This is a genomic window from Aurantimonas sp. A3-2-R12 (assembly GCF_036016755.1).
GTDB classification, from domain to species: Bacteria; Pseudomonadota; Alphaproteobacteria; order Rhizobiales; family Rhizobiaceae; genus Aurantimonas; species Aurantimonas coralicida_A.
The window spans coordinates 26,919-52,143 of the sequence record NZ_JAYXIH010000012.1 but is presented as its reverse complement, the minus strand read 5'-3'; the positions used below and the strand labels follow the sequence as shown (position 1 = coordinate 52,143).

General features: G+C 66.4%; 22 protein-coding genes. 12 read left to right on the top strand and 10 right to left on the bottom strand.

The window, feature by feature from the left end; all coding sequences use genetic code 11:
• The first annotated feature begins 345 nt into the window (after window positions 1-345).
• Window positions 346-735 carry a hypothetical protein gene (locus VSX60_RS08375; protein ID WP_327623702.1) on the top strand — a complete coding sequence of 130 codons (390 nt, stop codon included), beginning with the start codon at window positions 346-348 and terminating at the stop codon, window positions 733-735.
• 174 nt (window positions 736-909) lie between these two features.
• Here VSX60_RS08375 and VSX60_RS08370 read toward each other — a convergent pair whose 3' ends face one another.
• A complete protein-coding gene (locus tag VSX60_RS08370) occupies window positions 910-3,081 on the bottom strand; it encodes a malate synthase G (RefSeq protein ID WP_327623701.1) in 2,172 nt (723 codons plus the stop codon).
• 197 nt (window positions 3,082-3,278) lie between these two features.
• On the opposite strand from VSX60_RS08370, the gene VSX60_RS08365 reads away from it, so the two are divergent.
• Window positions 3,279-4,229, top strand: a complete 951-nt coding sequence (locus tag VSX60_RS08365; RefSeq protein ID WP_327623700.1) for a TAXI family TRAP transporter solute-binding subunit — start codon at window positions 3,279-3,281, stop codon at window positions 4,227-4,229.
• A gap of 72 nt (window positions 4,230-4,301) precedes the next feature.
• Here VSX60_RS08365 and VSX60_RS08360 read toward each other — a convergent pair whose 3' ends face one another.
• Entirely contained in the window at window positions 4,302-5,486 is a 1,185-nt protein-coding gene (locus tag VSX60_RS08360) for a CaiB/BaiF CoA transferase family protein (protein ID WP_327623699.1), read from the bottom strand.
• A 5-nt stretch (window positions 5,487-5,491) separates the two neighbouring features.
• Window positions 5,492-6,463, bottom strand: a complete 972-nt coding sequence (locus VSX60_RS08355; protein WP_327623698.1) for a hydroxymethylglutaryl-CoA lyase — start codon at window positions 6,461-6,463, stop codon at window positions 5,492-5,494.
• A gap of 270 nt (window positions 6,464-6,733) precedes the next feature.
• On the opposite strand from VSX60_RS08355, the gene VSX60_RS08350 reads away from it, so the two are divergent.
• The 3 genes from VSX60_RS08350 to VSX60_RS08340 are packed head-to-tail and all read left to right on the top strand — an operon-like array spanning window position 6,734 to window position 9,715.
• Complete coding sequence (locus VSX60_RS08350) at window positions 6,734-7,708, top strand: Bug family tripartite tricarboxylate transporter substrate binding protein (protein ID WP_327623697.1); 975 nt, start codon at window positions 6,734-6,736, stop codon at window positions 7,706-7,708.
• Window positions 7,709-7,714: 6 nt separating this feature from the next.
• A complete protein-coding gene (locus tag VSX60_RS08345) occupies window positions 7,715-8,155 on the top strand; it encodes a tripartite tricarboxylate transporter TctB family protein (protein ID WP_327623696.1) in 441 nt (146 codons plus the stop codon).
• Window positions 8,156-8,185: 30 nt separating this feature from the next.
• Window positions 8,186-9,715, top strand: a complete 1,530-nt coding sequence (locus VSX60_RS08340) for a tripartite tricarboxylate transporter permease (RefSeq protein WP_327623695.1) — start codon at window positions 8,186-8,188, stop codon at window positions 9,713-9,715.
• A 35-nt stretch (window positions 9,716-9,750) separates the two neighbouring features.
• Here the strand turns inward: VSX60_RS08340 and VSX60_RS08335 are convergent, their stop codons facing one another.
• The 3 genes from VSX60_RS08335 to VSX60_RS08325 all read right to left on the bottom strand — a co-directional run bounded on the left by VSX60_RS08335 (window position 9,751) and on the right by VSX60_RS08325 (window position 13,583).
• A complete protein-coding gene (locus VSX60_RS08335; RefSeq protein WP_327623694.1) occupies window positions 9,751-10,605 on the bottom strand; it encodes an FAS1-like dehydratase domain-containing protein in 855 nt (284 codons plus the stop codon).
• A gap of 78 nt (window positions 10,606-10,683) precedes the next feature.
• Complete coding sequence (locus VSX60_RS08330; protein WP_327623693.1) at window positions 10,684-12,210, bottom strand: fumarate hydratase; 1,527 nt, start codon at window positions 12,208-12,210, stop codon at window positions 10,684-10,686.
• Entirely contained in the window at window positions 12,207-13,583 is a 1,377-nt protein-coding gene (locus VSX60_RS08325) for an MmgE/PrpD family protein (RefSeq protein ID WP_327623692.1), read from the bottom strand. Before VSX60_RS08325 ends, VSX60_RS08330 begins: the two co-directional genes overlap by 4 nt.
• Window positions 13,584-13,844: 261 nt before the next feature.
• Here VSX60_RS08325 and VSX60_RS08320 point away from each other — a divergent pair, with 261 nt between their 5' ends.
• The gene (locus VSX60_RS08320; protein WP_327623691.1) at window positions 13,845-14,993 is read left to right on the top strand and encodes a CaiB/BaiF CoA transferase family protein; all 1,149 of its coding nucleotides are present in this window, start codon (window positions 13,845-13,847) and stop codon (window positions 14,991-14,993) included.
• Window positions 14,994-15,048: 55 nt separating this feature from the next.
• On the opposite strand, the gene VSX60_RS08315 is transcribed toward VSX60_RS08320, so the two are convergent.
• Window positions 15,049-15,606, bottom strand: a complete 558-nt coding sequence (locus VSX60_RS08315; RefSeq protein ID WP_327623690.1) for a cytochrome P460 family protein — start codon at window positions 15,604-15,606, stop codon at window positions 15,049-15,051.
• A gap of 347 nt (window positions 15,607-15,953) precedes the next feature.
• Here VSX60_RS08315 and VSX60_RS08310 point away from each other — a divergent pair, with 347 nt between their 5' ends.
• From VSX60_RS08310 to modC, 6 genes are all read left to right on the top strand, one after another.
• Entirely contained in the window at window positions 15,954-16,481 is a 528-nt protein-coding gene (locus VSX60_RS08310; RefSeq protein ID WP_327623689.1) for a redoxin domain-containing protein, read from the top strand.
• Window positions 16,482-16,648: 167 nt separating this feature from the next.
• The gene (locus VSX60_RS08305; protein ID WP_327623688.1) at window positions 16,649-17,146 is read left to right on the top strand and encodes a cupin domain-containing protein; all 498 of its coding nucleotides are present in this window, start codon (window positions 16,649-16,651) and stop codon (window positions 17,144-17,146) included.
• 110 nt (window positions 17,147-17,256) lie between these two features.
• On the top strand, window positions 17,257-18,219 hold the full coding sequence (locus VSX60_RS08300) for a ribokinase (protein ID WP_327623687.1): 963 nt from the start codon (window positions 17,257-17,259) through the stop codon (window positions 18,217-18,219).
• A gap of 38 nt (window positions 18,220-18,257) precedes the next feature.
• Entirely contained in the window at window positions 18,258-19,052 is a 795-nt protein-coding gene (modA, locus tag VSX60_RS08295; protein WP_442873071.1) for a molybdate ABC transporter substrate-binding protein, read from the top strand.
• A gap of 4 nt (window positions 19,053-19,056) precedes the next feature.
• On the top strand, window positions 19,057-19,728 hold the full coding sequence (modB, locus tag VSX60_RS08290; protein WP_327623685.1) for a molybdate ABC transporter permease subunit: 672 nt from the start codon (window positions 19,057-19,059) through the stop codon (window positions 19,726-19,728).
• On the top strand, window positions 19,725-20,855 hold the full coding sequence (modC, locus tag VSX60_RS08285) for a molybdenum ABC transporter ATP-binding protein (protein WP_327623684.1): 1,131 nt from the start codon (window positions 19,725-19,727) through the stop codon (window positions 20,853-20,855). The genes modB and modC overlap by 4 nt, the downstream gene beginning before the upstream one ends.
• A 9-nt stretch (window positions 20,856-20,864) precedes the next feature.
• Here modC and VSX60_RS08280 read toward each other — a convergent pair whose 3' ends face one another.
• From VSX60_RS08280 to VSX60_RS08270, 3 genes are read right to left on the bottom strand one after another with little or no spacing between them, the layout of a single operon-like run.
• Window positions 20,865-22,571 (bottom strand): CRTAC1 family protein, encoded by a 1,707-nt coding sequence (locus VSX60_RS08280; protein WP_327623683.1) that lies wholly within the window; start codon window positions 22,569-22,571, stop codon window positions 20,865-20,867.
• The gene (locus VSX60_RS08275) at window positions 22,568-23,980 is read right to left on the bottom strand and encodes a di-heme oxidoredictase family protein (protein WP_327623682.1); all 1,413 of its coding nucleotides are present in this window, start codon (window positions 23,978-23,980) and stop codon (window positions 22,568-22,570) included. The genes VSX60_RS08280 and VSX60_RS08275 overlap by 4 nt, the downstream gene beginning before the upstream one ends.
• Window positions 23,980-25,200: an ROK family protein gene (locus VSX60_RS08270; protein ID WP_327623681.1), complete on the bottom strand. Its 1,221-nt coding sequence runs from the start codon at window positions 25,198-25,200 to the stop codon at window positions 23,980-23,982. Before VSX60_RS08270 ends, VSX60_RS08275 begins: the two co-directional genes overlap by 1 nt.
• Window positions 25,201-25,225 lie beyond the last annotated feature (25 nt).

Genomic DNA, 25,225 nt, shown 5'->3' with positions numbered 1-25,225 from the left:
CGGCCAATCTCCGCGCCGCTCCCATGAAGCGAACAGCCGCCGGAGGGCGTCCCTCCGGCGGCTTTTTCATGGGCGCCGGGTGAAACTTCATCCAGGGCGCGGCAGGACAGGCTGGACGCGGCGGCGCCGCCCCTGTGGCCCCAGACCCTACTTCGACGCTCGACTACAGGCCCTTCAAGGATGCCGTAAAAGGCCGCATGGGCGGCAAAAATACGCCGCCTCGGTGACCGTAAGGGGGTCATATCACGGCGGTGTGATTTTTTGGCTCAATGCCGGGAACGCTCCTGCAATCAGTTGGTTAGAGGTGCCGACAGGGACAGCTCAACTCGAGGAATGGAGCTTACAATGTTCAAGACCACAGCACTCGCCACCGTCGTCGCGCTCGCCATGGGCGGCTCGGCCTTTGCCCAGGCCAATTCAACGAACGCCGGCAACAACAAGATCGATGCCGGCGGCGGCAAAGGCCTCGTCGTCGTCGATATCAGCAACAACGACATCGCGCAGAACATCGCCAACGATCTCTCGGCCCTCAACGATCTGACCGTGCAGGCGCAGGACGTTATCGATGTCGGTTCCGTTCAGGTGCCGATCAGCGTCGCCGCCGCGGTTTGCGAACTGGAGGTCAATGCGATCGCCAGCAGCAACGACAAGGGCGACAAGTCCTGCGATGCCCAGAGCACCAACGACGCTCTGAACCAGGCCGTGCAGCAGAGCCTGCCGACGCAGTCCAACTAAGCGACGCGTCCAGGCAAAAGCGAGGGGGCACGCCCCCTCGAACCGGCGCGATCGTCTGGATTCCGTCCCCGTTCAACCGGAAATCCGCCGGCAGTGGAGAGGCCCGTCACCAGACGGGTCTCTTTTCTTTCTCGGCCCTGACTCCAGGGCTATGTGCGGCCGGTAGCGGCAGGGCTATCCCGCCGCTTGCGCCTTCTTCTCCAGCCGGCGGCGATGCAAGACTGGTTCGGTATAGCCGGAGGGCTGTTCCCGCCCCTCGAAGACCAGGTCGCAGGCCGCCTTGAAGGCGATCGAGCCGTCGAAATTTTCCGCCATCGGCTGGTAGGCCGGATCGTCGGCGTTCTGCTCGTCGACCTTTCTGGCCATCTTCTTCATCGCTTCCATCACCTCCTCCTTGGAGACGACGCCGTGATGCAGCCAGTTGGCGATGTGTTGGGAGGAGATGCGGCAGGTGGCGCGGTCCTCCATCAGGCCGACATCGTTGATGTCAGGCACGGTCGAGCAGCCGACGCCCTGGTCGATCCAGCGCACGACGTAGCCGAGGATGCCCTGCGCATTGTTCTCCAGTTCGCCCCGGATCTGCTCCTCGGGCCAATTGGCGCGGTTGGAGAGTGGGATGGTGAGGATGTCGGAGAGGACCGCCCGGCTGCCCTTCCTGGCGATCGCCTCCTGCCAGGCGAGGACGTCGACCTTGTGGTAGTGCGTCGCGTGCAGGGTCGCGGCAGTCGGGCTCGGCACCCAGGCGGTGTTTGCGCCGGCCTGCGGATGGGCGATCTTCTGGGCCAGCATGTCGTGCATCCTTGCCGGCATCGCCCACATGCCCTTGCCGATCTGCGCCTTGCCGGTCAGGCCGCAGGCAAGACCCACATCGACGTTCCAGTCCTCATAGGCCTTGATCCAGGTGCGGTCCTTCATCACGGTCTTGCGGACCATCGGCCCGGCTTCCATCGAGGTGTGAATCTCGTCGCCGGTGCGGTCGAGGAAGCCGGTGTTGATGAAGAACACCCGATGCTTGGCCGCGCGGATGCACTCCTTGAGGTTGACCGTGGTGCGGCGCTCCTCGTCCATGATGCCCATCTTCAGCGTGTAGCGGGCCATGCCGAGCAGATCCTCGACCCGGGCGAAGATCTCGTCGGAGAAGGCGACCTCGTCCGGCCCGTGCATCTTCGGCTTGACGATGTAGATCGAGCCGGCACGCGAATTGCGGATGCCGGCGGTCTTCTTGAGGTCGTGCATGGCGATCATCGCGGTGATCACCGCGTCCATGATGCCCTCCGGCACCTCGCTGCCGTCCTTGAGCTGGATGGCCGGGTTGGTCATCAGGTGGCCGACATTGCGGATCAGGAGCAGCGATCGCCCCGGCAGGCTGAGGGCCGCGCCGTCGGCGCCGACATAGTCGCGATCCGGGTTGAGTCGCCGCGTCACCGTCTCGCCGCCCTTCTCGAAGCTGTCCTCAAGGTCGCCCTTCATCAGGCCGAGCCAGTTGCGATAGACGGCGGTCTTGTCCTCGGCGTCGACGGCGGCGATCGAATCCTCGCAGTCACAGATCGTGGTGATCGCCGATTCCATCACCATGTCGGCGACGTTCGCCGGGTCGTTCTTGCCGATGCGGTTGGTCGCGTCGATGGTCACTTCCAGATGCAGGCCGTTGTGCTTGAACAGCAGCGCCGTCGGGGTCGCGGCGTCGCCGCGATAGCCGGCGAAGGCGGCCGGGTTCTTTAGCCGCGCCTGCTTGCCGCCGTTGAAGGTGGCGACCAGCGTGCCGTCCTCGACCGAATAGGCCTTCACGTCGATATGCGAGATCCGGTCGAGCGGCGCCAGGCCGTCGAGGAAGCTCTTGGCCCAGGTGACGACGCGCGCGCCTCGCGCCCGGTCGTAGCCCTTGCTTTCGGGCAGATCGCCCATCGCGTCGGTGCCGTAGAGCGCGTCATAGAGCGAGGCCCAGCGGGCATTGGCCGCGTTCAGCGTGTAGCGCGCGTTCATCAGCGGCACGACGAGCTGCGGACCGGGGATCAGCGCGATTTCCGGATCGACGTTGTCGGTCTCGATGGCAAAGTCCGGACCTTCCGGCACGAGATAGCCGAGATCGCTCAGGAACGCCTTGTATTCCTTCATGTCGATCGTCTTGCCGCGGCGTTCGCGGTGCCAGTCGTCGATCTTGGCTTGCATGTCCTCGCGGATCCGCAGCAACTCCCGATTGCGCGGCGCCAGGCCGTTGAGGATGTCCGACGTCCCCTTCCAGAAGACATCCGGCGCGATCCCGGTGTCCGGCAAAGCTTCCGTGTCGATGAAATTCTTCAGGATGGCCGCAACCTTGAGGTCGTGGACGTCGATCATGTCGGACATGCGGTTTCTCCAATAGTGCGCTGCGGGAGGACATCCGACATGAAAAGCGCGAAGTCAATTCGACGGAGGGCGCACAAGGACGCACCCCGTTCCCAAAGGGGGAGTGGGCCTGTCCTCTCCGCCGCCCTTGAGGTTTCCTCGTCGGCTGATACAAATCGGCGACGGGGCCGCCTCGGCCCTTTTTGGGAGGACACTTCATGAAGTTATTCAACCGTCTCGCCGCCTCGGCGCTCGTCGCGGGCCTGGCCATGGCGCCGGCCGCCGCCTCGGCCCAGCAGTTCATCAACGTACTGACCGGCGGCACGTCCGGCGTCTACTATCCGCTCGGCGTTGCGCTGGCCAAGGTCTATGGCGACAAGATCGAGGGGGTAAAGACCCAGGTCCAGTCGACCAAGGCCTCGGTCGAAAACATCAATCTGATTGCACAGGGTCGTGGGGAAATCGCCTTCGCGCTCGGCGACTCCGTCAAGGCCGCCGCCGAAGGCAACGCCGATGCCGGCTTCCAGCAGCCGGTGGAAAAGCTGCGCGCGATTGCCGCGATCTACCCCAACTACGTCCAGATCGTCGCCTCCAAGGATTCCGGCATCACCGATCTGGCAGGCCTGAAGGGCAAGGCGCTGTCGGTTGGCGCACCGGCGTCCGGCACCGAGCTCAACGCCCGCGCGATCTTCTCGGCTGCGGGCATGAGCTATGAGGATCTCGGCAAGACCGAATATCTGCCTTTCGCCGAGTCGGTCGAGCTGATCAAGAACCGCCAGCTCGACGCGACGCTCCAGTCGGCCGGCCTCGGCGTTGCCTCGATCCGCGACCTCGCCTCGTCGCTGCCGATCACGGTCGTCGCGGTTCCGGCCGAGATCGCCGAAAAACTCGGCGCGCCGTTCCAGGCAGCCGAAATTCCGGCGGGCACCTATGATGGCCAGGACGCAGCCGTGCCGACGCTGGCGATCACCAACATCCTGGTTACCTCGAGCGACGTCGACGAGGAACTGGTCTACCAGATGACCAAGCAGCTGATCGAGAACCTGCCGGAGCTGGTCGCCGCCCACAATGCAGCGAAGTCGATCGACCCGGCGAAGGCGGCGAAGAACCTGCCGGTCGCTCTGCATCCGGGCGCCGAGCGCTATTACAAGGAAGCCGGCCTGCTCTAAGGGTAGCCATTGTTTCACGTGAATCGGCCGCGCGTCCGAAAGGGTGCGCGGCCGTTTTCATTCGCGCGGCCTTCAGATCACGTCGTCGTCCCGCAGTGCCGCGATCTCGGCGGACGAATAGCCCGCCTCGGCGAGAACCGTGTCGGTATCCGCGCCGAGATCCGGCGCCGGATGGCGGATGACGCAGGGCGTGTCCGAGAATTTGATCGGAAAGCCGGTCATCTTGACCGTGCCATGACCCGGATGATCGATGGCGAGGACCATCTCCTGCTCCCGCACCTGCGGGTCCTCGAACACCTCCGCTAGTGTCTGCACCCGACCGCAGGGCACGCCGGCGGCGTTCAACCGCTCGATCCAGATCGCTTGGCTCTCGTGACGCATGGCGTCGTCGATCATCGCGTTGACCTCGGCGCGGCGCTCGACCCGCTTGGCATTGGTGTCGAAGCGCCAATCCTCCAGCATCGCCGAAAGCCCGGTCGTCTCCATGAACCGCCGCAGGATCGGCGCGGTCGACGCGGCCACCGCCACCGGACCGTCGGACGCCTGGAACAGCCCATAGGGCGAGGCGATCGGGTGGTCGTTGCCGGTCGGTGGCGGCGTCTGACCGGTGGCGAGTTGGGCGGCGGACAGATAGGCCATCATCGAGATCATGCCGTTCATCATCGAGGATTCGACCGCCTGGCCGGCGCCGTCCCGGTCGCGCACGCGCAAAGCCGCAACGATACCAAGCGCGGTGTAGAGGCCGGCGATGAGATCGGTCAGCGGCGGTGCGGCGCGGATCGGCCCGCCTTCCAGGGTTCCGTTCACCGCCATGAAGCCCGACATCGCCTGGGTGATGAAATCGAAGGCCGGTCGCTCGCTATAGGGGCCGGTCGTGCCGTAGCCGTTGACCGAGCCTACGACGAGCCGCGGATTGATGGCGTCGAGCCCGGAGCGGTCGAGCCCCATCGCGGCGAGCACGCCGGGCCGGAAATTCTCGACCAGCACGTCGGCCTCGGTCAGAAGCCTGCGCAGGACGGCCTTGCCCTCCTCGCGCTTCAAATCCAGCGTGATCGAGCGCTTGTTGCGGTTGAAGCTGGCGAAATACCAGGACAGACCATCGATGATCGCGCCCTGGCCACGCACATGATCGCCCGAACCCGGCGTTTCGATCTTGACGACATCGGCGCCGAGATCGCCGAGGATCATTGAACAGAACGGTCCGGAGAGAATGCGCGTCAGATCGACGACGCGAATACCGGCAAGCGGTTGCTCCATGCTTCTCAGCCCGCCGCCGTAGAGACGTCGTCGACGCCGTGCCGGGTCAAACGCGGCCCGGCCTTCATCACCTGGCCCGGCAATTCCCGGCCAAGGATCGTCTCGGTCCGCTTGGCGACCGCGATCAGGCGTTTGAGATCGACGCCGGTCTCATAACCGCTTTCCTGGAGCAGATAGACCAGATCCTCGGTGCAGATGTTGCCCGTCGCCCCCGCCGCGAAGGGACAGCCGCCGAGCCCGCCGATGGAGGAATCGTAACGGTTGACGCCTTCGGAAAGGCCGACCATGACATTGGCGAGGCCGACGCCGCGCGTGTTGTGGAAATGCAGCGTGATTTTCATCTCCGGCACGCCCTCCCGCAGCGCCGCCAGCAATGCCTTGACCGTCGTCGGCGTCGCCATGCCGGTGGTGTCGCCGAGATTGAGATCGACGATGCCGAGATCGCGGTAGAAGCGCGCGATCCGCACGACGGATTCCGGCGGCACGTCGCCCTCGAAGGGGCAGCCGAAGGCGGTGGCGACGCCGCCCTGGACCCGCTTGCCCGCCGCCGTGGCGATTTCGACCACCGGCGGAAACCGCGCGAGCGTCTCGTCGATCGAGGCGTTGACGTTCTTGCGGCTGTGCGCTTCGGAGGCCGAGCAGAACAGCCCCATGACGTCGAGCTGCGTCTCCGCCGCTCGTTCGGCGCCGCGGGCGTTCGGCACCAGCGCCGTCAAGATCACCCCTGGCTTCTTGTCGATGCCGGCCAGGACTTCGGCGGCATCGGCCAGCTGCGGCACCGCGCGCGGCGAGACGAAAGAGGTCACCTGCACCTTGCGCAAGCCGGCATCGATCAGGCCGTTGACGATCTCGATCTTGCGTTCCGTCGGGATGAAGGGCTTTTCGATCTGGAAGCCGTCGCGGGGGCCGACCTCGCAAATCTCGATCCGGCTCCCAGCGCGCACCGGCATGGGCAACACATTGCCTGCTTCGGCCATCATCCCGCTCCTGTTTTGTTTCGTTGGCATTACGGTTCCCATACGCGAAGGGTCAGTCGAAAGTAAATTTTGAAATATTGCGCTGCATTGCAGCATGCCCTCTTTTCGCGGCGCAGCACAGATGACATCGCGTCCGGCCTTGACCGGCCGAATACTTCGGTGTCATCCACTAACAAAGGCACGCAAGGGTAAATGTCGGTGACGGCGCGATCTCTTGCGGCCGACAACAGGGCGGGGGACGCAAGAACCGTCGCCAGAGGGAGGATGAGTATGTTTTTGAAACGTTTGCTGATGGTCGCGGCCGTGGCGTCGATCGCCTTACCGGCGGCGGCGTTCGAGCCGTCGAATGTCGAGTGCATCGCACCGGCCAATCCCGGCGGGGGCTGGGACTTCACCTGCCGGACCGTCGGCCGCCTGCTGCAGGAAGAAGGCCTCGTTCCGGGCGCCGTCCAGGTGACCAACATGCCGGGCGCCGTCGGCGCTGTGGCCTTCGCCAATGTCGCATCGAAGCGCAATGACGACCCGAATCTGATCGTTGCGACATCGACCGTCGGCATCACCCAGATCGCCCAGGACAAATATCCGGCCGGCATCGACCAGATGCGCTGGCTGGGCATGCTCGGCGCCGATGTCGGCACGGTGCTGGTCAACAAGGACTCCGAATACGACTCGCTCGAAGCCGTCCTCGCCGCCGTCAAGGAAGACCCGGCCGGTGTCGTGGTCGGTGGATCGTCCTCGATCGGCGGCTGGGACCATCTGCGGTTCCTGATCCTGGCGCAGGAAGCCGGCGTTCCGACTGACCAGTTGAAGGACATCCGCTGGGTCGAATTCTCCGGTGGCGGTGACGCCGTCACCCAGTTGCTCGGCGGCCATATCGACGTCGTCCTCACAGACATCGGCGAGATCGGCGGCTTCATCCAGTCGGGCGACGCCAAGGCTTTGGCGGTCATGTCCGACGACAGGCTGCCCGCCTATCCTGATATCGCCACCGCCAAGGAGCAGGGCATCGAGGCCGTCGGCTACAACTGGCGCGGTTTCTACATGGGCGGCGGGGTTCCCGACGAAGCCTATGATTTCTGGGTCGAGAAGATGAAGACGCTTTACGATTCGGACGGTTGGCAGACGGCGGCGACCGAGTCGGGCCTGACCCCGATCTGGCGCGGCGGCAAGGAATTCGATGCCTTCGTGCGCGAGTCGAAGGACAAGGCCGCGGAAATCTCGAAGGCCATCGGTGTCATCCAGTAGACGGCCATGAGCCTTCGTCTCAGTGACCGCATCGCGGGGGCGATACTGCTCGCCCTCGCGATCTGGTACTGGATCGCCGCCGGCGGCTATGTCGTCGCCTATGGCGATCCCGCCGGTCCCAGCCTGTTTCCCCGCATGGTCGCCGTGCCGCTTGGTCTGTTCGCGGCGTTCCTGATCATCAAGCCGGACCCCGACCCGGTCTGGTTCCGCTGGCCGCATGTCTGGGGCCAGTTCGCGATGCTGGCGGTCCTCATCGCCTATCCGTTCGTTCTCGAACCGGCGGGCTTTCCGCTGTCGACAAGCGTCGCCGCGGTATTTCTGGCGCGGATTCTCGGCGGAAGCTGGTTGCAATCGGTACTCACCGGATTGGTGATCGGTTTCGGTCTGTTCTTTCTGTTCGACGGCGTTTTCGGCCTGCCGCTGCCGATGGGACCGCTTTTCGGCTAGTCACCGCTTGACCGGTGCCAAGGAGATCACGTGGAAATTCTTGGATTTCTCGCCGACGGCTTTGCGGTCGCCCTGACGCCGACGAATATCGGCCTCGCCCTGTTCGGCTGCTTCATCGGCACGATCATCGGCGCGCTGCCGGGCCTCGGCCCGGTCAACGGCGTGGCGATCCTCATCCCGCTGGCGTTCTCGCTGCAATTGCCGCCGGGCTCGGCGCTCATTCTTCTGGCCTGCGTCTATTACGGCTGCATGTATGGCGGCCGCATCTCCTCCATCATGCTGAACATTCCCGGCGACGAACCGGCGATGATGACCTGCCTCGACGGCTACCCGATGGCCAAGAACGGCAAGGCGCCGGAGGCTCTGGCGATCTCCGGCATCGCTTCCTTCGTCGGCGCGGTGGCCTCGACCATCGGCCTGGTGCTGTTCGCGCCGCTTTTGGTGCAGTTCGCCATCCGCTTCGGCCCGGCCGAATATTTCGCGCTCTATGTCATGGCTTTCGCCACGATCGGCGGCATCACCGGCGCCAACCCGGCCAAAACGCTACTGGCGGCCGGGATCGGACTGATGCTGGGAACGGTCGGGATCGACCCGCAAAGCGCCGTGCCGCGCTATACCTTCGGCAGCTTCCACCTTTATGACGGCTTCCATGCCATTATCGCTATCGTCGGCCTGTTCGCCATTTCCGAGGCGTTGATCCTTTTGGAACACGGGATCGGAGGTCATTCCGGCGCGATTCCGGTCAAACGCGCCTTTGCCCGCTGGGCCGACATCCGCCAATCACTGGGGGCGATGTTGCGCGGCTCCGGCCTCGGCTTCGTCGCCGGCATCCTGCCGGGGGCGGGTGCTTCGCTCGGCTCGTTCATCGCCTACACGCTGGAAAAGCGCTATTCGAACAGCAACGATACGTTCGGCAAGGGCGATCCGCGCGGGGTCGCGGCGCCGGAGGCCGGCAACAACGCGGCGGCCGGCGGAGCGCTGGTGCCGATGCTGGCGCTCGGCGTACCGGGCTCCGGCACGACGGCGGTGCTCCTGGCGCTGCTGATCTCGCTGAACATCACGCCGGGACCGCTCCTGTTCCAGAACCAGCCGGACATTGTCTGGGGCCTGATCGCGGCACTGTTCATGGCGAACGTGTTCCTGCTGATCCTCAATCTGCCGCTGGTCGGCCTGTTCACCCGGATGCTGGCGATCCCGATGTGGGCGTTGATGCCGTTCGTGGTGATGATCTCCTTCGTCGGCATCTATTCGATCAGCCACTCCACCTTCGACCTGCAAGTCATGGTCGGCTTCGGCGTGCTCGGCTTCATCCTGCGCAAGCTCGATATCTCGGTGGTTCCGGTCGTGCTCGGGCTTCTGCTCGGCGGCGAAATGGAAAGCATGCTGCGGCGGGCGCTGTCGATCTCGGGCGGCGATCCGTCGATCCTCGTCGGCAGCGGGATTTCGATCGGGCTCTATACGGTGACGGCGTTCTTCCTGCTCGCGGCGGTCTATTTCGCGTTCCGCAAGCGGCGGGCGAAGCCGGCACTGGAGATCGAGCAGGAGACTATGGCGGACTGAGGCGCCGTCGATCCGGACGACCGAGGCGTAGCCGGTTATATCGAGGCCGTGGCCTGCATGCGCCTGATGCCGTCGGCACCGCTCGACCAGAGTTCGCAGCCATCCCCATCGCGCCGTGCATTGAGACCCATCGTCTTGCCGTCGAACAGCGGCTTGACGCCGCGATAGGAAAACACCGCCGGCGTTCGGCCGAGCGTCTCGGCGGCCAGATGCGCCAGCAGCGTCGCCTGCAGCGGTCCATGTACGACAAGGCCGGGATAGTTCTCCTCCTCGATGCAATAGCGCCGGTCGTAATGGATGCGATGACCGTTGAAGGTCAGGGCCGAATAGCGAAACAGGGCCAGTGGGCTCGGCTCGAAGGCGTGACTGACGTCCGCCTTCGGCGACTCGGCCGCTTCGGGGCGGGCCGCCGGCGTGGCGCCACCGGTCTCGGCCGCGCGGTAGACGATGTCCTGGCGCTCCTCGAGAGCGACGACGGCGGAGGCGAGAATGTCGTGCCGGACTGTCACGAAGCATAAGGGGCCTGAGCGACCCAGCTTGAGTTCGACGGCCTCGATGCGCGAGCGGCGCGTGACCCGGTCGCCGACGACGAGCGGGGTCAGAAAACGCAGTTCGCCGCCCGCCCACATGCGTCGAGGCAGCGGCACCGGTGGCAGGAAACCGCCGCGCGCCGGGTGTCCGTCCGGCCCGGTGGCGGAGTTGGGCACAACCGGCGGCGCGAGGCACCAATGCAGGCAGAGGGGGGCCGGGTCGCCCTCGGACACGTCTCCCGGTTCACGGTCGAGCGTGGCCAGGAACGAGCGGACCAACCGTGTGTCGATATGGTCGCTCGCTTCCTCGGTGCGGCCGATCCAGCTTTTCAGATGGTCGATATCGATAGGGTCAGTCATCGTTTCTCCCTCAATACGATCGCGGCGGGCCGGGGGTCTGCCCGGCGAGAGTGGGCAGGGATTGGCCGACGCCCGCAGTTAAACCGTTCGGCCGGAAACGCGGATCTCCGGCCGCTTCCATCGCGCCGGCCCGGTGGTGTGGATCGAGGTGCCGCCGGCATCGACCGCGACGGTCACCGGCATGTCCTCGACCACGAATTCACGGATCGCTTCCATGCCAAGATCCTCGAAGGCGAGGATGCGCGAGGAGCGGATTGCCTTGGAGACGAGATAGGCCGCGCCGCCGACGGCGATGAGATAGGCGGCGCCGTGCCGCCTTATGCTGTCGATTGCGGCCGCACCGCGCTCGGCCTTGCCGATCATCACCAGGAGGCCGGTCGCCTCCAGCAATTGGTCCGTATACGGGTCCATGCGGGTCGAGGTCGTCGGGCCGGCCGGTCCCACGACCTCGTCGCGCACCGCGTCCACCGGTCCGACATAGTAGATCGCACGGCCATTGAGATCGACGGGGAGTTTTTCGCCGCGATCGAGCATCGCGATCATCCGCTTGTGGGCGGCGTCGCGCCCGGTCAAAAGCCGGCCGGACAGGAGCAGCGTCTCGCCGGCCCGCCAGCCGGCGACGTCCTGGCGCGTCAGCGTGTCGAGGTCGACGCGGCGCACGGACGCGTCCCCCTGGCCGAGGGCGATGTCGGGCCACAGATCGATCGCCGGCGGCGTGAATTCCGCCGGGCCGGTGCCGTCGAGCGTGAAGCTCAGATGCCGGTCGGCGGCGCATTGCGGGACCAGCCCGACCGGCTTCGACGCGGCATGAACGGGATAGGTCGCGATCTTGACGTCGAGCACCGTGGTCAGGCCACCGAGCCCCTGCGGGCCGATGCCGAGCGCGTTGACCTTCTCGTAGAGCTCGATCCGCAGTTCCTCCAGCTTCGAGGCCGGGCCGCGGGCAATCAGCGCCGTCATGTCGATCGGCGCCATCAGCGATTGCTTGGCCAGCAGCATCGCCTTTTCGGCGGTGCCGCCGACGCCGATGCCCAGAATGCCCGGCGGACACCAGCCGGCGCCGAGCCCCTCGACCGTCTTCAGCACCCAGTCGACGACCGAGTCGCCCGGGTTGAGCGCGGCGAAACGCGCCTTGTTTTCCGAGCCGCCGCCCTTGGCCGCCACGGTCACCGCGATCTCGTTGCCGGCCACGAGTTCGACGTGGGTGACGGCGGGCGCGTTGGTGCCGGTGTTCTTCCGCTCGAAGATCGGATCGTCGAGGATCGACGGGCGCAATGGGTTCGCCGCGTCGGTATAGGCGATCGCCACCGCCTCGTTGACGAGTTCGGTGAGCGGGCGCGTAGTAGCCAGGCGCGCCTCCATGCCGAATTTGACGAAGACGTTGACCGTGCCGGTGTCCTGGCACATCGGCCGCCCGCCGAGCGCGGCCATGCGGGAATTGACCAGGATCTGCGCCATGGCGTTCTTCGCCGAGGCGCTTTCCTCGCGCTGATACGCCTCGGCGAGATGGGCGATGAAATCCGGCGGGTGATAGACCGCGATATATTGCAGCGCATCCGCGACCGAACGGATGAAATCGTCCTCGGTGATGGGGGAAGCGCTCACGCCGCCGCCTCGCTGGAACGCGGCATTGCGCCGAGCGACGGAAGCCGGTCGAGCCCTTCGAATCGGTCGGCCAGACGCCACGCGTCGTCGCCGAGAACCGGTTCGGCGAGCGCCATGAACTTGGCGCGGATGGCCTTGGCGTCCGGAAAGGTCGCCGGCTCGCCGGACGGGTCGGGAATGTGTCGCTCGAGCAATCCGCTGGCGGTTTCGACGCTCAGCGTTGCGCCGAAGGGATGCGCCAGCCCTTCCAGGCTCTCGTCGCGCACGACGTCGATCCGGTCCGACAGCGCGTCGAGCGCCGGATCGCCGATCCGCCGATAATCGTCCCAGCCGAACGAGCCCTGGTCGAGCGCCACGCTGGCAACGAAGGGCATGGAGAACTGGCCGTCGACGATGGTGCGCACCCGGCGCTTTTCCGGCAGGGGATCGCCGGTCAGCGTGATGCCGTTGCGGTGCAGCCCGACCGTCACGGAGCGGACGTCTGCAGCGGTGAGCCCCTCCTCTCGCCGCAACGCGAGCAACCCGTCGAGCGCGGCATGGGTGTAGCGGCAGGAGGGGTAGGGCTTCATGCCGATCTTCATGGTTTCCCAGACCGAACCGAGGCCCGCCACTGCCTTGGCCGGATCGGCGGCGTCGGTGTAGCCGACCAAGAGACCGTGCCGGCCCTCGATCGGGGCGGATGCCGCCTTCAAGCCGTTCTTGGCCAATGTCGCCGCGAAGACGCCGTTCATCGCCGCCGCGCCGACCTGCCAGCGCTTGTTCCAAGCGCCGTTGACGAGGAATTGCAGCGAGCCGGCTGCCTGGCTGCCCGAAACGCCGAAGGCGCTGGCGACACCGTCCGCGTCGAGGCCGAAGAGCCGCGCGGCAGCCGCCGCCGCGCCGAAGGTGCCGGCGGTGGCGGTGGGATGAAAGCCGCGCGCGTAATGGCTGGTCGGATCGAGCGCGTTGCCGAGCCGGCAGCAGACCTCGTAACCGGCGACGATCGCCGTGACGATCTCGGCGCCGCTCGCTCCGACCATCTCGCCGACCGCGAGCGCCGCCGGAACCACCGGCGCGGAGGGATGCAGCGAGGAATCGGCGTGGGTGTCGTCGAAATCGAGGGAATGGCCGAGCATGCCGTTGACCAGAGCCGCGACCGGTGGCGCCAGCCGGCGTCCGGTGCCGACCACGGTGGCAGCGCCCGGCCCGCCGAGCCCGAGTTCGTCCAGCGTCGCATAGAGGCTCGGGGTGGATTCCGATTCGGCATGGGCCCGCACGATGCTGCCCGTCAGATCGAGCGCCAGATGGCGCGCGCGCAGGGCGACCTCCGGCGGAATCGCGTCGAAGGCCAGCTTGGCGACGAATGTCGCGAGGATTCTCGTTTCGTCGCTCATGTTCGCGCCCTCCCAGGCATCGTCGCGCGGCCCGCTCGCTTCGTTCCGGCGCGACAATCGTAAGCTTGTCGGTTTATTGGCATTGTCGCGCGGGTCAAGCGCCGAAGCCGAATTGATCCAGCGCCGTGCCCCTCGGCTCGCCAGTTGGGGTCGGCCAGTGCTATCGGCTCTGGCCGATATCACCGCGGTTCAGTAAAACGCGGCGCGACAATCGGCTGAAAGTGATCACCCGGCCATCACGCAGCGAAGCGGAGCCCCTGAATGAACAATGATCTCGCCGGCGTTCTCGTCGTTTCCGTCGAGCAGGCCGTCGCCGCGCCCTATGTCTCGGGGCGACTCGCCGACGCCGGTGCGCGGGTGTTGAAGATCGAGCGCCCGGAGGGCGATTTCGCTCGCGGCTATGACAGCTTCGTCCACGGCGAGAGCGCCTATTTCGTCTGGCTCAATCGCGGCAAGGAATCGGTCCGGCTCGACCTCAAGGATGCGACAGATCGCGAACGCCTCGCCGGGCTGATCGGTAAGGCCGATATCTTCATCCAGAATCTCGCCCCCGGCGTGATTTCGCGGCTCGGCTTCGACGTGGGTGAACTGCGGGCGCGTTATCCGCGGCTGATCACCTGCTCGATTTCCGGCTATGGCGACGACGGCCCGCTCGCACATCTGAAGGCCTATGACCTTCTGGTGCAGGCGGAGACGGGCCTTTCCTCCGTCACCGGCAACGAACACGGGCCGGCGCGGGTCGGCGTTTCGGTCTGCGACATCGCCGCCGGGATGACCGCGCTATCCAGCATCATGCAGGCGCTCTACGCCCGCGAGCGGACCGGCGCCGGGCGGCACATCTCGCTGTCGCTGTTCCACGCCCTCTCCGACTGGATGAATGTCCCCTATCTGCAATATGTCTATGGCGGCCTGACGCCGCCCCGCAACGGCCTCCGCCACCCGACCATCGCCCCTTACGGGGTGTACGAATGCTCCGACGGCCGCGCCATCCTGTTGTCGATCCAGAACGAGCGCGAATGGGTCAATCTCTGCGCCAAGGCCTTGGAGCAACCTGAATTGGCCACCGATGAACGGTTTGCCTCGAACAACCAGCGCGTCGCCAACCGGCCGGCGCTGGAGGCGATCATCCAGTGCATCTTCGCTCGCCATGATCGCGACGCCATGGCCGCGCGCCTCGAGGCGGCGCAGATCGCCTATGGCCGGTTGTCCGACATGGAAGATTTGAAGAACCACGCCCAGAACCGGACGGTGACGGTCGATACGCCGACAGGCCCGGTCACCATGCTGGCGCCGGGCTTCCTCATCGACGACACGCTTCCGGAATTCGGCAAGGTGCCGGCCCTCGGGGAGGACACCGAGCGGGTCCTCGCCGAGTTCGGGCTGACCGAACCAGCGTCCGCGAAGGGCTGACGGGGCAAGCCGAAGCGCGAACCGCTGACGGTGATCGCGCTTCGGGATTAGCTTGCTACCAGTCGGTGCGGTCGGTGGTGAACAGAAAGTCCTCGCCCGGTGCGCCCGAATGGCAGGCGATGCAGCCAGCCTCGGCGTTGCCCTTGGCGACCCGGCCGGCCAGTTCCATCCCCTTCGGGTTCTTGTCCAGCGAACCGTCCGGCAGATATTTGGCGTAGAACCAATCCTTGTTCTCCGCGTCGTAACCGGCCTCGCGCTTGAACATGACCGTGACCGCACCGAGATGCCCGCCCGGGTCGGCCAGGACCTGGTCGGCGGTCACGCCTTCGGGGCCGTAATTGTTCTTAACCACCAGCGAGCCGGCCTGACCGTCGATCTCGGCGTTGAGATAGAAGGTCTCGAGCATCATGCCGTGCGGGTCGGTGCCGGCATAGGGAAAGGCGTGAATGGCGCCGTCGCCGGCGAGATTCAGCTGTTCCATCGCCGCCCAGACCTTCTGGGCATAGGCGGTGTCTTCTTCCTGGCCAAACGGCGGGGTCTGCGCCTGGGCCACAGCCATGGTCAGCGCCGAGGCGACGACGAGGCTTCCAACCAGCTTCGAACGAAATTTCATGAGTTCCTCCACCTTCTTCCGACTCCGAGGCCGATCCCCGAAAGATCGTGCGAGCGGTGCCAGCCCGGTTTGCCGCACCGACGTGTTCGGCGCGGCAAGAAACCTGCACGCTCGATGGTTCTTCGCGGCGGGGGCGAGATTTGTAACGTCGAGGTGGGGAAAATTAATTCGCCGCACCCTTCACGGGGTGGACGGTCGCCTACGATGCCGAAATCGAACAGCGCGGGAGCGGGGCGCCGCGGGGCTTAAACCGGACCGCACGAAAAAGTGACACGCAACCCCAGCGCTTCGGCGGCATTCCTGGGGACGACAATCCCAAGATTCATCTGAAACCGAAGGACGATATCATGCGACACACCACCCCCATTCCAGGCGACAAGGCTCCGAAGCTGGCTGTGGAGGTTCTTGGCGGTCCCGCCTTCGATCTGGCCGCCGATAAACCCGCAAAGATGTCGCTGGTGTTCTTCTATCGCGGTGTTCATTGCCCGATCTGCAAGACGCAGATGGAAGAACTGAACGAAAAGCGCGCCGCGTTCGCGGCGATCGGCGTCTCGGTTCATGCCGTGTCGATGGATTCGAAGGAGCGGGCCGAACGGCAGAAGCAGGAGTGGAAGATCGCCGATCTGCCGATCGGCTACGGTCTGACCGAGGAAAGCGCCCGCGAATGGGGGCTGTTCATTTCCGCCAAGGAGAAGGATTCCGAGCCGGCGCGTTTCGCCGAGCCCGGCATCGCGATGATCTACCCCGATGGCACGATCTATGCGCTGCATTTCCAGAGCATTCCCTTTGCCCGCCCGACGCTGGACGGCTTGAAGAAGGGGCTCGGCTTCATCCTCGAAAACGACTATCCGATCCGCGGCAAGCTCGCCGCCTGAGCCGAGGCGCTCATTCAAGCACCGGCGGGGGACCGCGTCTGGTCTCGGCCGGTACTTTTCGATTCAAATCCGGACCAACGGTTTCTCCTTGGCCAGAGGCTTTTGCGCCGGCCCGCTTCGCGCTAGCGTCGGCAGATGGCCTTTTCTCACTTTCGATGGCGAGCCGTATGACCGATACTCCACATCTCTCCGACGAGCCCCGCTGGAAGAATGACGGGGTCCGCGTCATCAAGGGCGATCAACTCGATTCCAATACGGCGCAGACGCCCGGCATGTTTCGCCAAGCTGCCATCAATCACGCCCGCGTCGGAGCACAGAAAATCTGGGCTGGCACGGTCACCATCGAGCCCGACGCCAAGACCGGCGTCCATCATCACGGTGCGCTGGAAAGCGTCATCTTCGTCTTGCGCGGCAAGGCCCGCATGCGCTGGGGCGAACGGCTGGAATTCGTGGCGGAAGCGGCCGCTGGCGACTTCATCTTCGTGCCACCCTACGTGCCGCATCAGGAGATCAACGCCGATCCCGAAAATCCGCTCGAATGCGTGCTCGTGCGCTCCGACAACGAGGCGGTGGTCGTCAACATCACCGACGTCGATCCGGTCGAGCGGCCGGAGGAGGTCTATTGGGTCGATCCGATCCACCGGCATCCCGGGGGCGGGAACTGAGCCCGGCATGACGCGGCGGGTTTTCCCATGCGGCTCAGGCTACCGGTTGATGGGTGACGCGTTTGCCTCTCTCGGCGTTTCCTCGAACGATGCGAGCGAAGGAACAGGCCATGGCCGATCAAGCTGACCGGGATTTAAAAGCCGCGTCCGTCCTCGTCTTCGGCTCGCTGAACGTCGATCTGGTCTGCCGGGTCGCGGCGATCGCGCGTCCGGGCGAGACGGTGCTTGCCCCCGACTACGAACAGTTGTTCGGCGGCAAGGGTGCCAACCAGGCGGTCGCCGCCGCGCGCGTTCTCGGCGCGGCCAACCGCGTCGCGATGGTCGGCGCAGTCGGGGACGACGAACTGGGCAGGGCGGTCACCGGCAATCTGGCCAATGAGGGCATCGACGTTACCGGCCTGCAGACGGCGCCAGCTCGGACCGGCTGCGCCTTCATCAGCATCGACAGCGGCGGCGAAAATGCCATCACGGTGGCGAGCGGCGCCAATGCCCGTCTCGACGCGTCGGCGCTGCCGGACGGTCTGCTCGACCCGTCCAGCGTGCTGGTGCTGCAAATGGAAACGCCGCTCGCCGCGAGTTTTGTGGCGGCGGAGCGAGCCCGAGCCAAAGGCGGGCGCGTGGTGGTCAATCTGGCTCCCGTGCCCGCCCAACTCGATGCCGACGATTTGGCGCGGCTGCTGGCGCCGGCCGACTATCTCATCGTCAACGAGAGCGAACTTGCCGCCGCCGCCGGACTGTCCGGAATCGGCGGGGACGAGCCCGGCGCGCTGGCGACCGCTCTCGCCGCCCGCTTCGACCTCGTTGTCATCGCCACGCTGGGAGCCAAGGGCGCGCTGGTCGCCGAGGGCGAAGCCATTCACCCGATTCCGGCACTGGCGGTGGAGCCGATCGATACGACCGGTGCCGGCGATACCTTCGTCGGCGTGTTCGCCGCGGGTCTCGGCGAGGGGCTGTCGACCGAAGCCGCGGCTGAACGTGCGGTCGTCGCGGGGTCGCTCGCCTGTCGCCGGGTCGGGGCTCAATCGGCGATGCCGACGGCGGCCGAGATCGACCAGGCGCTCGCCACTCGCTGAGGGCGCGGGCGCTCTGGCGGGCCGCGGTTCGGGCGTTTATGGTCCGGCTGACCTCATGCCCAAGCAAAGGATGTCGCTTGCGTCGCTGGAACTGCCTTTTTGCCGTCGCTGGTCTTTTCGTCGTGCTGTGCGTGCCGTCTTTTGCGCATGCCGCGACGGTGCGCGTCGCGGTGACGGCGAACTTCACCGAGGCGGCCAAGGCGATCGCCACCGCCTTTGCGGCGAAGACCGGCGACACGGCGGAACTCAGCTTCGGCTCGACCGGTACGCTCTATACGCAGATTTCCCAGAACGCGCCGTTCGCGGTGTTTCTGGCCGCCGACGACGCGCGACCGAAAAAGGCGGTGGCGGAGAAGCTGGGCGTTCCGGGTACGGTCTTCACCTACGCCATCGGCAAAATTGTGCTCTACAGCGCCGATCCGGACCGGGTCACCGGCGAGGAGACGCTGAAAGCCGGGGATTTCGACAGGATCGCCATCGCCAATCCCCTGACCGCTCCCTATGGGGCTGCCGCCGTTGCGGCGATGCGGGCACTCGGCGTCTACGACGCGCTGGAGCCGAAGTTCGTCCAGGGCACCAATATCGCCCAAACCTTCCAGTTTGTTCAGACAGGCAATGCCGAACTCGGCTTCGTCGCCCTGGCGCAGGTCGCCGGCAACGAAAACGGCTCTCTCTGGGAGGTTCCAGCCGATCTTTACCCGCCGATCCGGCAGGACGCGGTGCTGCTCGAAACCGGTCGTAAGAGCGAAACCGCGAAAGCGTTTCTGGATTTCCTGAAGGGGCCGGAAGCGGCTGCGATCATTCGCCAGTTCGGCTACGACACGGGCGATTGACGCGGTGTTCGAAGGTGGTGAAATCCTCAGTGCTGTCGTTCTGACCCTCGAGCTCGCGACCGCGACAACGCTGATCCTGTTGCTGATCGGCACGCCGCTCGCCTGGTGGCTGGCGCGATCCCGGGCGCGGTGGAAAGAGATCGTCGGCACGCTCGTCGCGCTGCCGCTGGTGCTGCCGCCGACCGTCCTCGGCTTCTATCTTCTTATCGCGCTCGGGCCGGACGGTCTCGGCGGGCTTCTCGGCGTGAGAACGCTCGCCTTCAGCTTCGAGGGGCTGGTGATCGGCTCGGTGGTCTATTCCATGCCCTTCGTCGTGCAGCCGATCCGCAACGCCTTCGAGGCGATCGGGGAGCGCCCGCTGGAGGTCGCGGCGACGCTGCGCGCCGCGCCGCTCGACCGGTTCCTGACGGTGGCGCTGCCGCTGGCGCGGCCGGGCTTCCTCACCGGCGCGGTGCTCGGCTTCGCCCACACCGTCGGCGAGTTCGGTGTCGTCCTGATGATCGGCGGCAGCATTCCCGGCGAGACCAAGGTGCTGTCGGTGGCGATCTATGATTACGTCGAGACCCTGCGCTGGACCGAGGCGCATATCCTCGCCGGCGGCATGCTGGTGTTTTCCTTCCTCGTCATCCTGACCATGACGCTGATCGGCCGGCGGATGGGGCAACCGCAGCCGTGACGACCCATGATGGCTCCAAAGCGGAGACACCCCGCATCGACATCGCGCTTGCGGGCCGGCTGGGGCAGTTCGCGCTCGACGTCGCCTTCGATCTGCCCGCCTCCGGCGTCACCGCCCTGTTCGGACCCTCCGGCTCGGGCAAGACCACGGTGCTCCGGGCCATCGCCGGCCTCACCCGGCTTACGGGCCGCGTCGTGGTCGGCTCCGAGACCTGGCAGGATGCCCGAACCTTTCGCCCGCCGCACCGGCGCGAGATCGGCTACGTCTTCCAGGAAGCAAGCCTGTTCGCCCATCTGACGGTCTTCAAAAACCTCGTCTATGGCGCGCGACGCAGCGTTGGCGGCCTCGATGAAGGGCGGTTCGCCGAGATCGTCGGCCTGCTCGGCCTGCGTCCGCTGCTCGCCCGCTCACCGACGACGCTGTCAGGCGGCGAACGCCAGCGCGTCGCCCTCGGGCGCGCGATCCTGTCGCGGCCACGCCTGTTGTTGATGGACGAGCCGCTGGCAGCCCTCGACCGCATGGCGAAGGATGAGATCCTGCCGTATTTCGAGGCGCTGCACGATCGGCTGCGAATCCCGATCCTCTATATCAGCCACGATATCTCCGAGGTCGAGCGTCTCGCCGACCGGATCGTCGTGCTCGAAGCCGGCCGGGTCCGCGCCAGCGGCCCGCTCAACATGGCGCTGACCGACGCCGGTCTCGGCTTCGTGCGCGATCCGCACGCGGCCTCGGTGCTGCCGGCGCGGGTGGTGGCGTTTGACGCGGCGGACGCGCTGGCCGAACTCGATCTCGGCGGCCAGCGGGTGTTCGTCGACGGCTGCGGGCCGGACGACATCGGCGGGCTGCGGCGCCTGCGCATCGAGGCCAGCGACGTCAGCCTGTCGCGCGAGGTCCCGACCCTTTCGACCATCCTCAACACGCTTGCGGTGCGGATCGTCGCGGTCGAGCCGACCGCCGCGGCCGCCAGCCTGGCTTTCGTGCTCGCCCTCGACGGAGCGCCGGAGTTGAGTTTCGTCGCCAAGGTGACGCGGCGCTCGGCGGCGCGGCTGGGCCTTGCCGTCGGCGACCAGCTGTTTGCCCAGATCAAGTCGGTGTCGCTGGCCACCGCCCCGTCGCTCGGCAAATGAGGGTTTTCCTCAGCGGATGTCGGCGGCCCTTGCCGGACGCGTGACCGGGCGGTCGGCGTCGGGATACCAATAGCGGGCGTCCGCAGCGCCCCGGTCGATCAACACGAAATTGTTGGCGAAGACCCGGTAAGGATGGCTCCATTCGCCATCCGGCCATTGCACCCGCACTTCGGCGCGCTCGGCGGTGCCGAGGCCGACATGGACGAAGCCGGACGTACCTGCGGCATGGCCGCCGCCAACCTGAATCGTGCGGTTGATCGTCTTCGTGCCGACGCGGACCGCGAGCTTCGCGCCAAGCGCTGTCCGGTTGGCGTCCTCCTGGCCAAGCGCGATCTGAAGAAAATTGCCCAGCGGCCGTTGGCCGAAATCGGTCTTCGCCCCGAGATTGCGGAACAGGCTCGCCGGGTCACCGCGATTGACGACCAGGAGGTCCAGCGCGCCGTCGAGGTTGAAATCGCTGATCAGCGCTCCGCGCCCCTTGGTCGGCAGGGCGAGGCCCGCCTCGCCGCCGCGCTCGGTGAAGCGGCTGTTAAAGCCGCCCATCAGGAGATTGTCCGGGTCATAGGTGGCGAAATCGGGCATCGCCTCGACATTTCCCTTGGCAATGAAGAGATCGAGCGCGGTGTCGTTGTTGAAATCGGCAAAGCCCGCGTGCCAGCCGGTCGACGGCTTGCCCGCGTCGTCCTCGTAGGGCCGGTGCGCGGTCGCGCCGCGCTCATACGCTTCGTCGCGATAGGTCGGGGCGTCCTCGAATTCGCGGTCGAGGAATTGCAGCTTGGTGTCGCCCATCGAGGTCAGGGCGTATTCCGGGGTGCCGTCGCCGTCGATGTCGCCCTCGGCGATGCCCATGCCCCAGATAGTCAAATGTTGCCAGCCATCGGCCTTGCGATAGTGGCGCGGCGCCCGGCCGGGCTCGACGCGCCACAGTTGCTCCTCGCCGCCGCGATAATATTGCCGGTCGTTGGTGATCCTGAGCGCCGGCTCGCCCGAGCGGTTCCAGTCGGTGAACAGCATCGACAGGGCGCAATAGCCCGGCGTCAGAACCGTCGGCTCGGAATAGTCCGGTGCCTCGCCCTGCTTGGAACGCAGCAGGACGTTGTCGGCGCAGGTGCCCCAGGGCGAGCCGGGCGCTGAGCGGTCGACATAATTGCCGAAGGCGAGCGTCGGAAACCGCGCGCCCGGCTCGACGATCGCGGAGAACGCCGTCGTCCAGGCGCGGCCGCCGTCGAATTTCCAGTCGAAATTCGCCTTGTCGAAACGACAGTCGGGGCCGCCCTTCAAGAGGATATTGCCGCCGACCCGCAAGAGCACGAGATCCTCGCGGCCATCCTGGTCGATGTCGAGCGGATAGGCGCCGGTGACGTTGGCAAGGTCCTTCGGGTCGATATCCTGGGCGCGTTTTTCGAACAAAAGCGGACCGCCGGCCTCGGATCGGTTGACGTAGAACGCGCCTTCGCCCTTGCCGCCGGCGAGGAAGACGTCCGGGAAGCGGTCGCCATTGCAGTCGAAGGCCGCGCCGCCACCGCCGACGAAGAACTCCCACGGCCCGCCATAGACATGGTCGATGCCGGCGGCCTTCGCCTCTTCCTGAAACACCGGCGTATCGCCCGCAAAGGGGAGTGCGGTGCCTTCTTCTGCGCGGCCGGGGAAGGCGAGGAGGCACCCGACGAGGACGCTCGCAAGGCCATTTACCGAGGGCCGGAGGCGGCGGCTCACGGTTCGATCCTCAAGGTCTTCAGCCAGGCGATCAGCGCCGAGCGCTCCGCCTCGGGCAAGTCGCGATAGGCCTTGGCGCTGTCCGCCGCCTCGCCGCCATGGGCGCGGATCACGTTGTCCAGCGTCGTCATGTCGCCGCGATGGCCGTAAGGGCCCGTATCGGCGATCCCCCAAAGCTCGGCGGTCATGAACACGTCGCGTTCGACGAAGCGCTGGGCGAGCGTCTCGTTGCCGAGCGCCGCGGTTCTCGTGTCGGCGATGCGGTGGCGTTTGAGATCGCCGAACAGCGGCACCTGAATCTCGCCCTTGTCGTTGCGCGGCAGGGTTTTCGCCCAATCGAGCAACGCGAGATCGTAGACCGCCGGGCTTGCCACATCGCCCTGGCGCAACGTGCCGGCCATATCCACCGGGCCGGGGTCGGCGAAGGCAAGGCTTTCCAGCGGCAGGGTCGGGCGATGGCAGGTCTCGCAGCCGAGATCGGCGAAACGCTGACGTCCGATCGCGGCGGCCTTGCGCCACGCCGGATCGTTCGGTGCCGTCTCGCGCGGCGGCGGCAGGCTCGCCTGAAAGGCGACCAGCGCCGAAACCTCGCCTGTGCCGATCTCGTCGGCGACGCCGTCGCCGTCGAAATCCGCCGACCCGGTCCAGCGGGCGCCCCAGCGCTCGTCCGGCTGCATGCCATGATGATGGTTGAGCGCATTGACGGTGAACTGGCGCAGCGACGTCATCACCCCCTTCTGGGTGAAGGGTCGCACGACGAGGTCGGCGTCGACGCCGTCGAGTTCCGCGAGATCGACCGAGCCATCGGGAAGCGCCGTGATCCGGCCGAAGGCAACGCCCTTCGAGGCGAGGTCCATGCGCACCGGCTCGCCTGAGGCGCGCGCCTGTTGCAGTGCCTCCGCCCGCGCTGCCACGAGGTCGGCCGTCATCTCGCGGGCGAGCAGCTCGACAAGGCCGGCGCCAAACAGATGATTGGTGCCGCGTTCGTTAGAAAATTGCGGATCGAGCGTGTCGAAATCGGCGCTTTCGAAGCCTTCGGAGACGAAGACATTGGTGACGAAACCGCCGGCCCCGCCGGTCACCGGCTCGTTGTGGCAGGAGGCGCAGGCATTGGCGTCGGGGCCGGCGAGCCGTTGAAAGGCTTGCTCGGCGGGACGACGGGAGGTGGTCGGGACGATCGCCTGGGTGGCGTTCGGGCGGCCGGCGCCGTCGAGGATGGTGAAGCGCGCCTCGAACAGGTCGCGGCCTTTTTGCACAAGGTCGCGCAGGGCCTTTGCGGAGAGGGGGCCGGCCAGGCTCGCCGGGTCGATCCGCTGCTTGATCGCGGTTTCGCGCCAGGCTGGCTCGCCAGCGAAGGCGGGGAGGGCCAAGGCGATCGACAGACCCAGCGCGAGAAGCGTCGATCGCATCAGGCGGCCTCCCTCGTTTCGGCGTTGCCGGCACGGGCGAATTCATCGTCGCACGCCGCCAACCCCTTGGCGGTGGCGGCCCCGAAGATCAGTTCGTCGACGTCGTCCGCCAGCGAGAAGGGGATGTCGGCGCCGACCCCGTCGATGGCGCTGTCGCGGATGCCGGCGCGGATCGCCGGCTCCAGCAAGTCCATGGCGTGGGCACCGGAGCCGGTGAAGACGACCGGCAAGGGATCGACCAGCGTGAACATGCGCCCGAGACCGTAACCGATCGCGGTGCCCGCCTCGGCAAAGGCCCGAGTCGCGGCGGGCTCGCCCGATCGGGCGAGTGCCGCCAGACGATGCATGTCGGCATCGCTGACCCGGCCCGCCGAGATTTCGTCCGGCCGCCCGTTCGCTCGCCGCCAGATCGCATAGTCGCCGGCATAGGCCTCGATGCAGCCGCGATTGCCGCAGCGACAGAGGGCGCCGCCGGGAATGTGGTTGATATGGCCGAACTCGACCGCCGAGGAGCGCTGGCCCTGAAAAGTGGTGCCGCCAAGCCGCAGCCCCATGCCGACACCGACGCCGATGAAAAGCGTGGCGAAATCGCGCCGTGCGAAATCCGGCTTCCAGCGGAACGCCTCGGGCATCAGCGAACAATCGTTGAAGACGCCGACGGGCACCCCGGTCAGGGCGGTGAGCGGGCCGGCGATGTCGAGGTCGCGGGCTTTCAGGGCGGGCGACCAGAGAATGCGCCGGGCGTTGCTGTCGGTTTTTCCCTGGACCGCGACGACGAGGTTTCGCGGCATCCTATTGCCCGCCAATCCGAGCATTGCTTCGCCGAGCAGCGTGGCCAGAAGCCGCACGATCTCATCCTGACCGAAAGCGGCGAGATCGCACTCCCGCCGGGCTTCCCCGAGCAGCTCGCCGCGATAGTCGCAAACGCGAACGGCCACCTCGCCGACGGCGATTTTCGCCACCGCGACACTGGCGGCCGAGCCATCGAGTGCCAGACTTCGGCCCGGCCGGCCGCGCCGCGCGGCGCGTTCGTCCTCGGCGATTTCGACGATCAGCCCGGCCCGCAGCAACGTCGTCGCAATGGCGGAGGCGGCCGAGACCGACAGGCCCGTGGCCGCGCTCATCGCCTTGCGCGTCGAGACCGGGGTCCGTCGAAGATGGTCGATGACGGCGCGGCGATTGTGCGCCCGCACGTCGTCCGCATCGGTTTTCGCGAGCATGTTCCTGCCTGTCCTCCCAGCCGCG

What these genes read in the sequence shown, in the direction of transcription:
- VSX60_RS08375 (WP_327623702.1), top strand. Translation starts at nt 346, where the DNA reads ATGTTCAAGACCACAGCACTCGCCACCGTCGTCGCGCTCGCCATGGGC.
- VSX60_RS08370 (WP_327623701.1), bottom strand. Translation starts at nt 3,081, where the DNA reads ATGTCCGACATGATCGACGTCCACGACCTCAAGGTTGCGGCCATCCTG.
- VSX60_RS08365 (WP_327623700.1), top strand. Translation starts at nt 3,279, where the DNA reads ATGAAGTTATTCAACCGTCTCGCCGCCTCGGCGCTCGTCGCGGGCCTG.
- VSX60_RS08360 (WP_327623699.1), bottom strand. Translation starts at nt 5,486, where the DNA reads ATGGAGCAACCGCTTGCCGGTATTCGCGTCGTCGATCTGACGCGCATT.
- VSX60_RS08355 (WP_327623698.1), bottom strand. Translation starts at nt 6,463, where the DNA reads ATGGCCGAAGCAGGCAATGTGTTGCCCATGCCGGTGCGCGCTGGGAGC.
- VSX60_RS08350 (WP_327623697.1), top strand. Translation starts at nt 6,734, where the DNA reads ATGTTTTTGAAACGTTTGCTGATGGTCGCGGCCGTGGCGTCGATCGCC.
- VSX60_RS08345 (WP_327623696.1), top strand. Translation starts at nt 7,715, where the DNA reads ATGAGCCTTCGTCTCAGTGACCGCATCGCGGGGGCGATACTGCTCGCC.
- VSX60_RS08335 (WP_327623694.1), bottom strand. Translation starts at nt 10,605, where the DNA reads ATGACTGACCCTATCGATATCGACCATCTGAAAAGCTGGATCGGCCGC.
- VSX60_RS08325 (WP_327623692.1), bottom strand. Translation starts at nt 13,583, where the DNA reads ATGAGCGACGAAACGAGAATCCTCGCGACATTCGTCGCCAAGCTGGCC.
- VSX60_RS08320 (WP_327623691.1), top strand. Translation starts at nt 13,845, where the DNA reads ATGAACAATGATCTCGCCGGCGTTCTCGTCGTTTCCGTCGAGCAGGCC.
- VSX60_RS08315 (WP_327623690.1), bottom strand. Translation starts at nt 15,606, where the DNA reads ATGAAATTTCGTTCGAAGCTGGTTGGAAGCCTCGTCGTCGCCTCGGCG.
- VSX60_RS08310 (WP_327623689.1), top strand. Translation starts at nt 15,954, where the DNA reads ATGCGACACACCACCCCCATTCCAGGCGACAAGGCTCCGAAGCTGGCT.
- VSX60_RS08305 (WP_327623688.1), top strand. Translation starts at nt 16,649, where the DNA reads ATGACCGATACTCCACATCTCTCCGACGAGCCCCGCTGGAAGAATGAC.
- VSX60_RS08300 (WP_327623687.1), top strand. Translation starts at nt 17,257, where the DNA reads ATGGCCGATCAAGCTGACCGGGATTTAAAAGCCGCGTCCGTCCTCGTC.
- modA (WP_442873071.1), top strand. Translation starts at nt 18,258, where the DNA reads ATGGTCCGGCTGACCTCATGCCCAAGCAAAGGATGTCGCTTGCGTCGC.
- VSX60_RS08275 (WP_327623682.1), bottom strand. Translation starts at nt 23,980, where the DNA reads ATGCGATCGACGCTTCTCGCGCTGGGTCTGTCGATCGCCTTGGCCCTC.
- VSX60_RS08270 (WP_327623681.1), bottom strand. Translation starts at nt 25,200, where the DNA reads ATGCTCGCGAAAACCGATGCGGACGACGTGCGGGCGCACAATCGCCGC.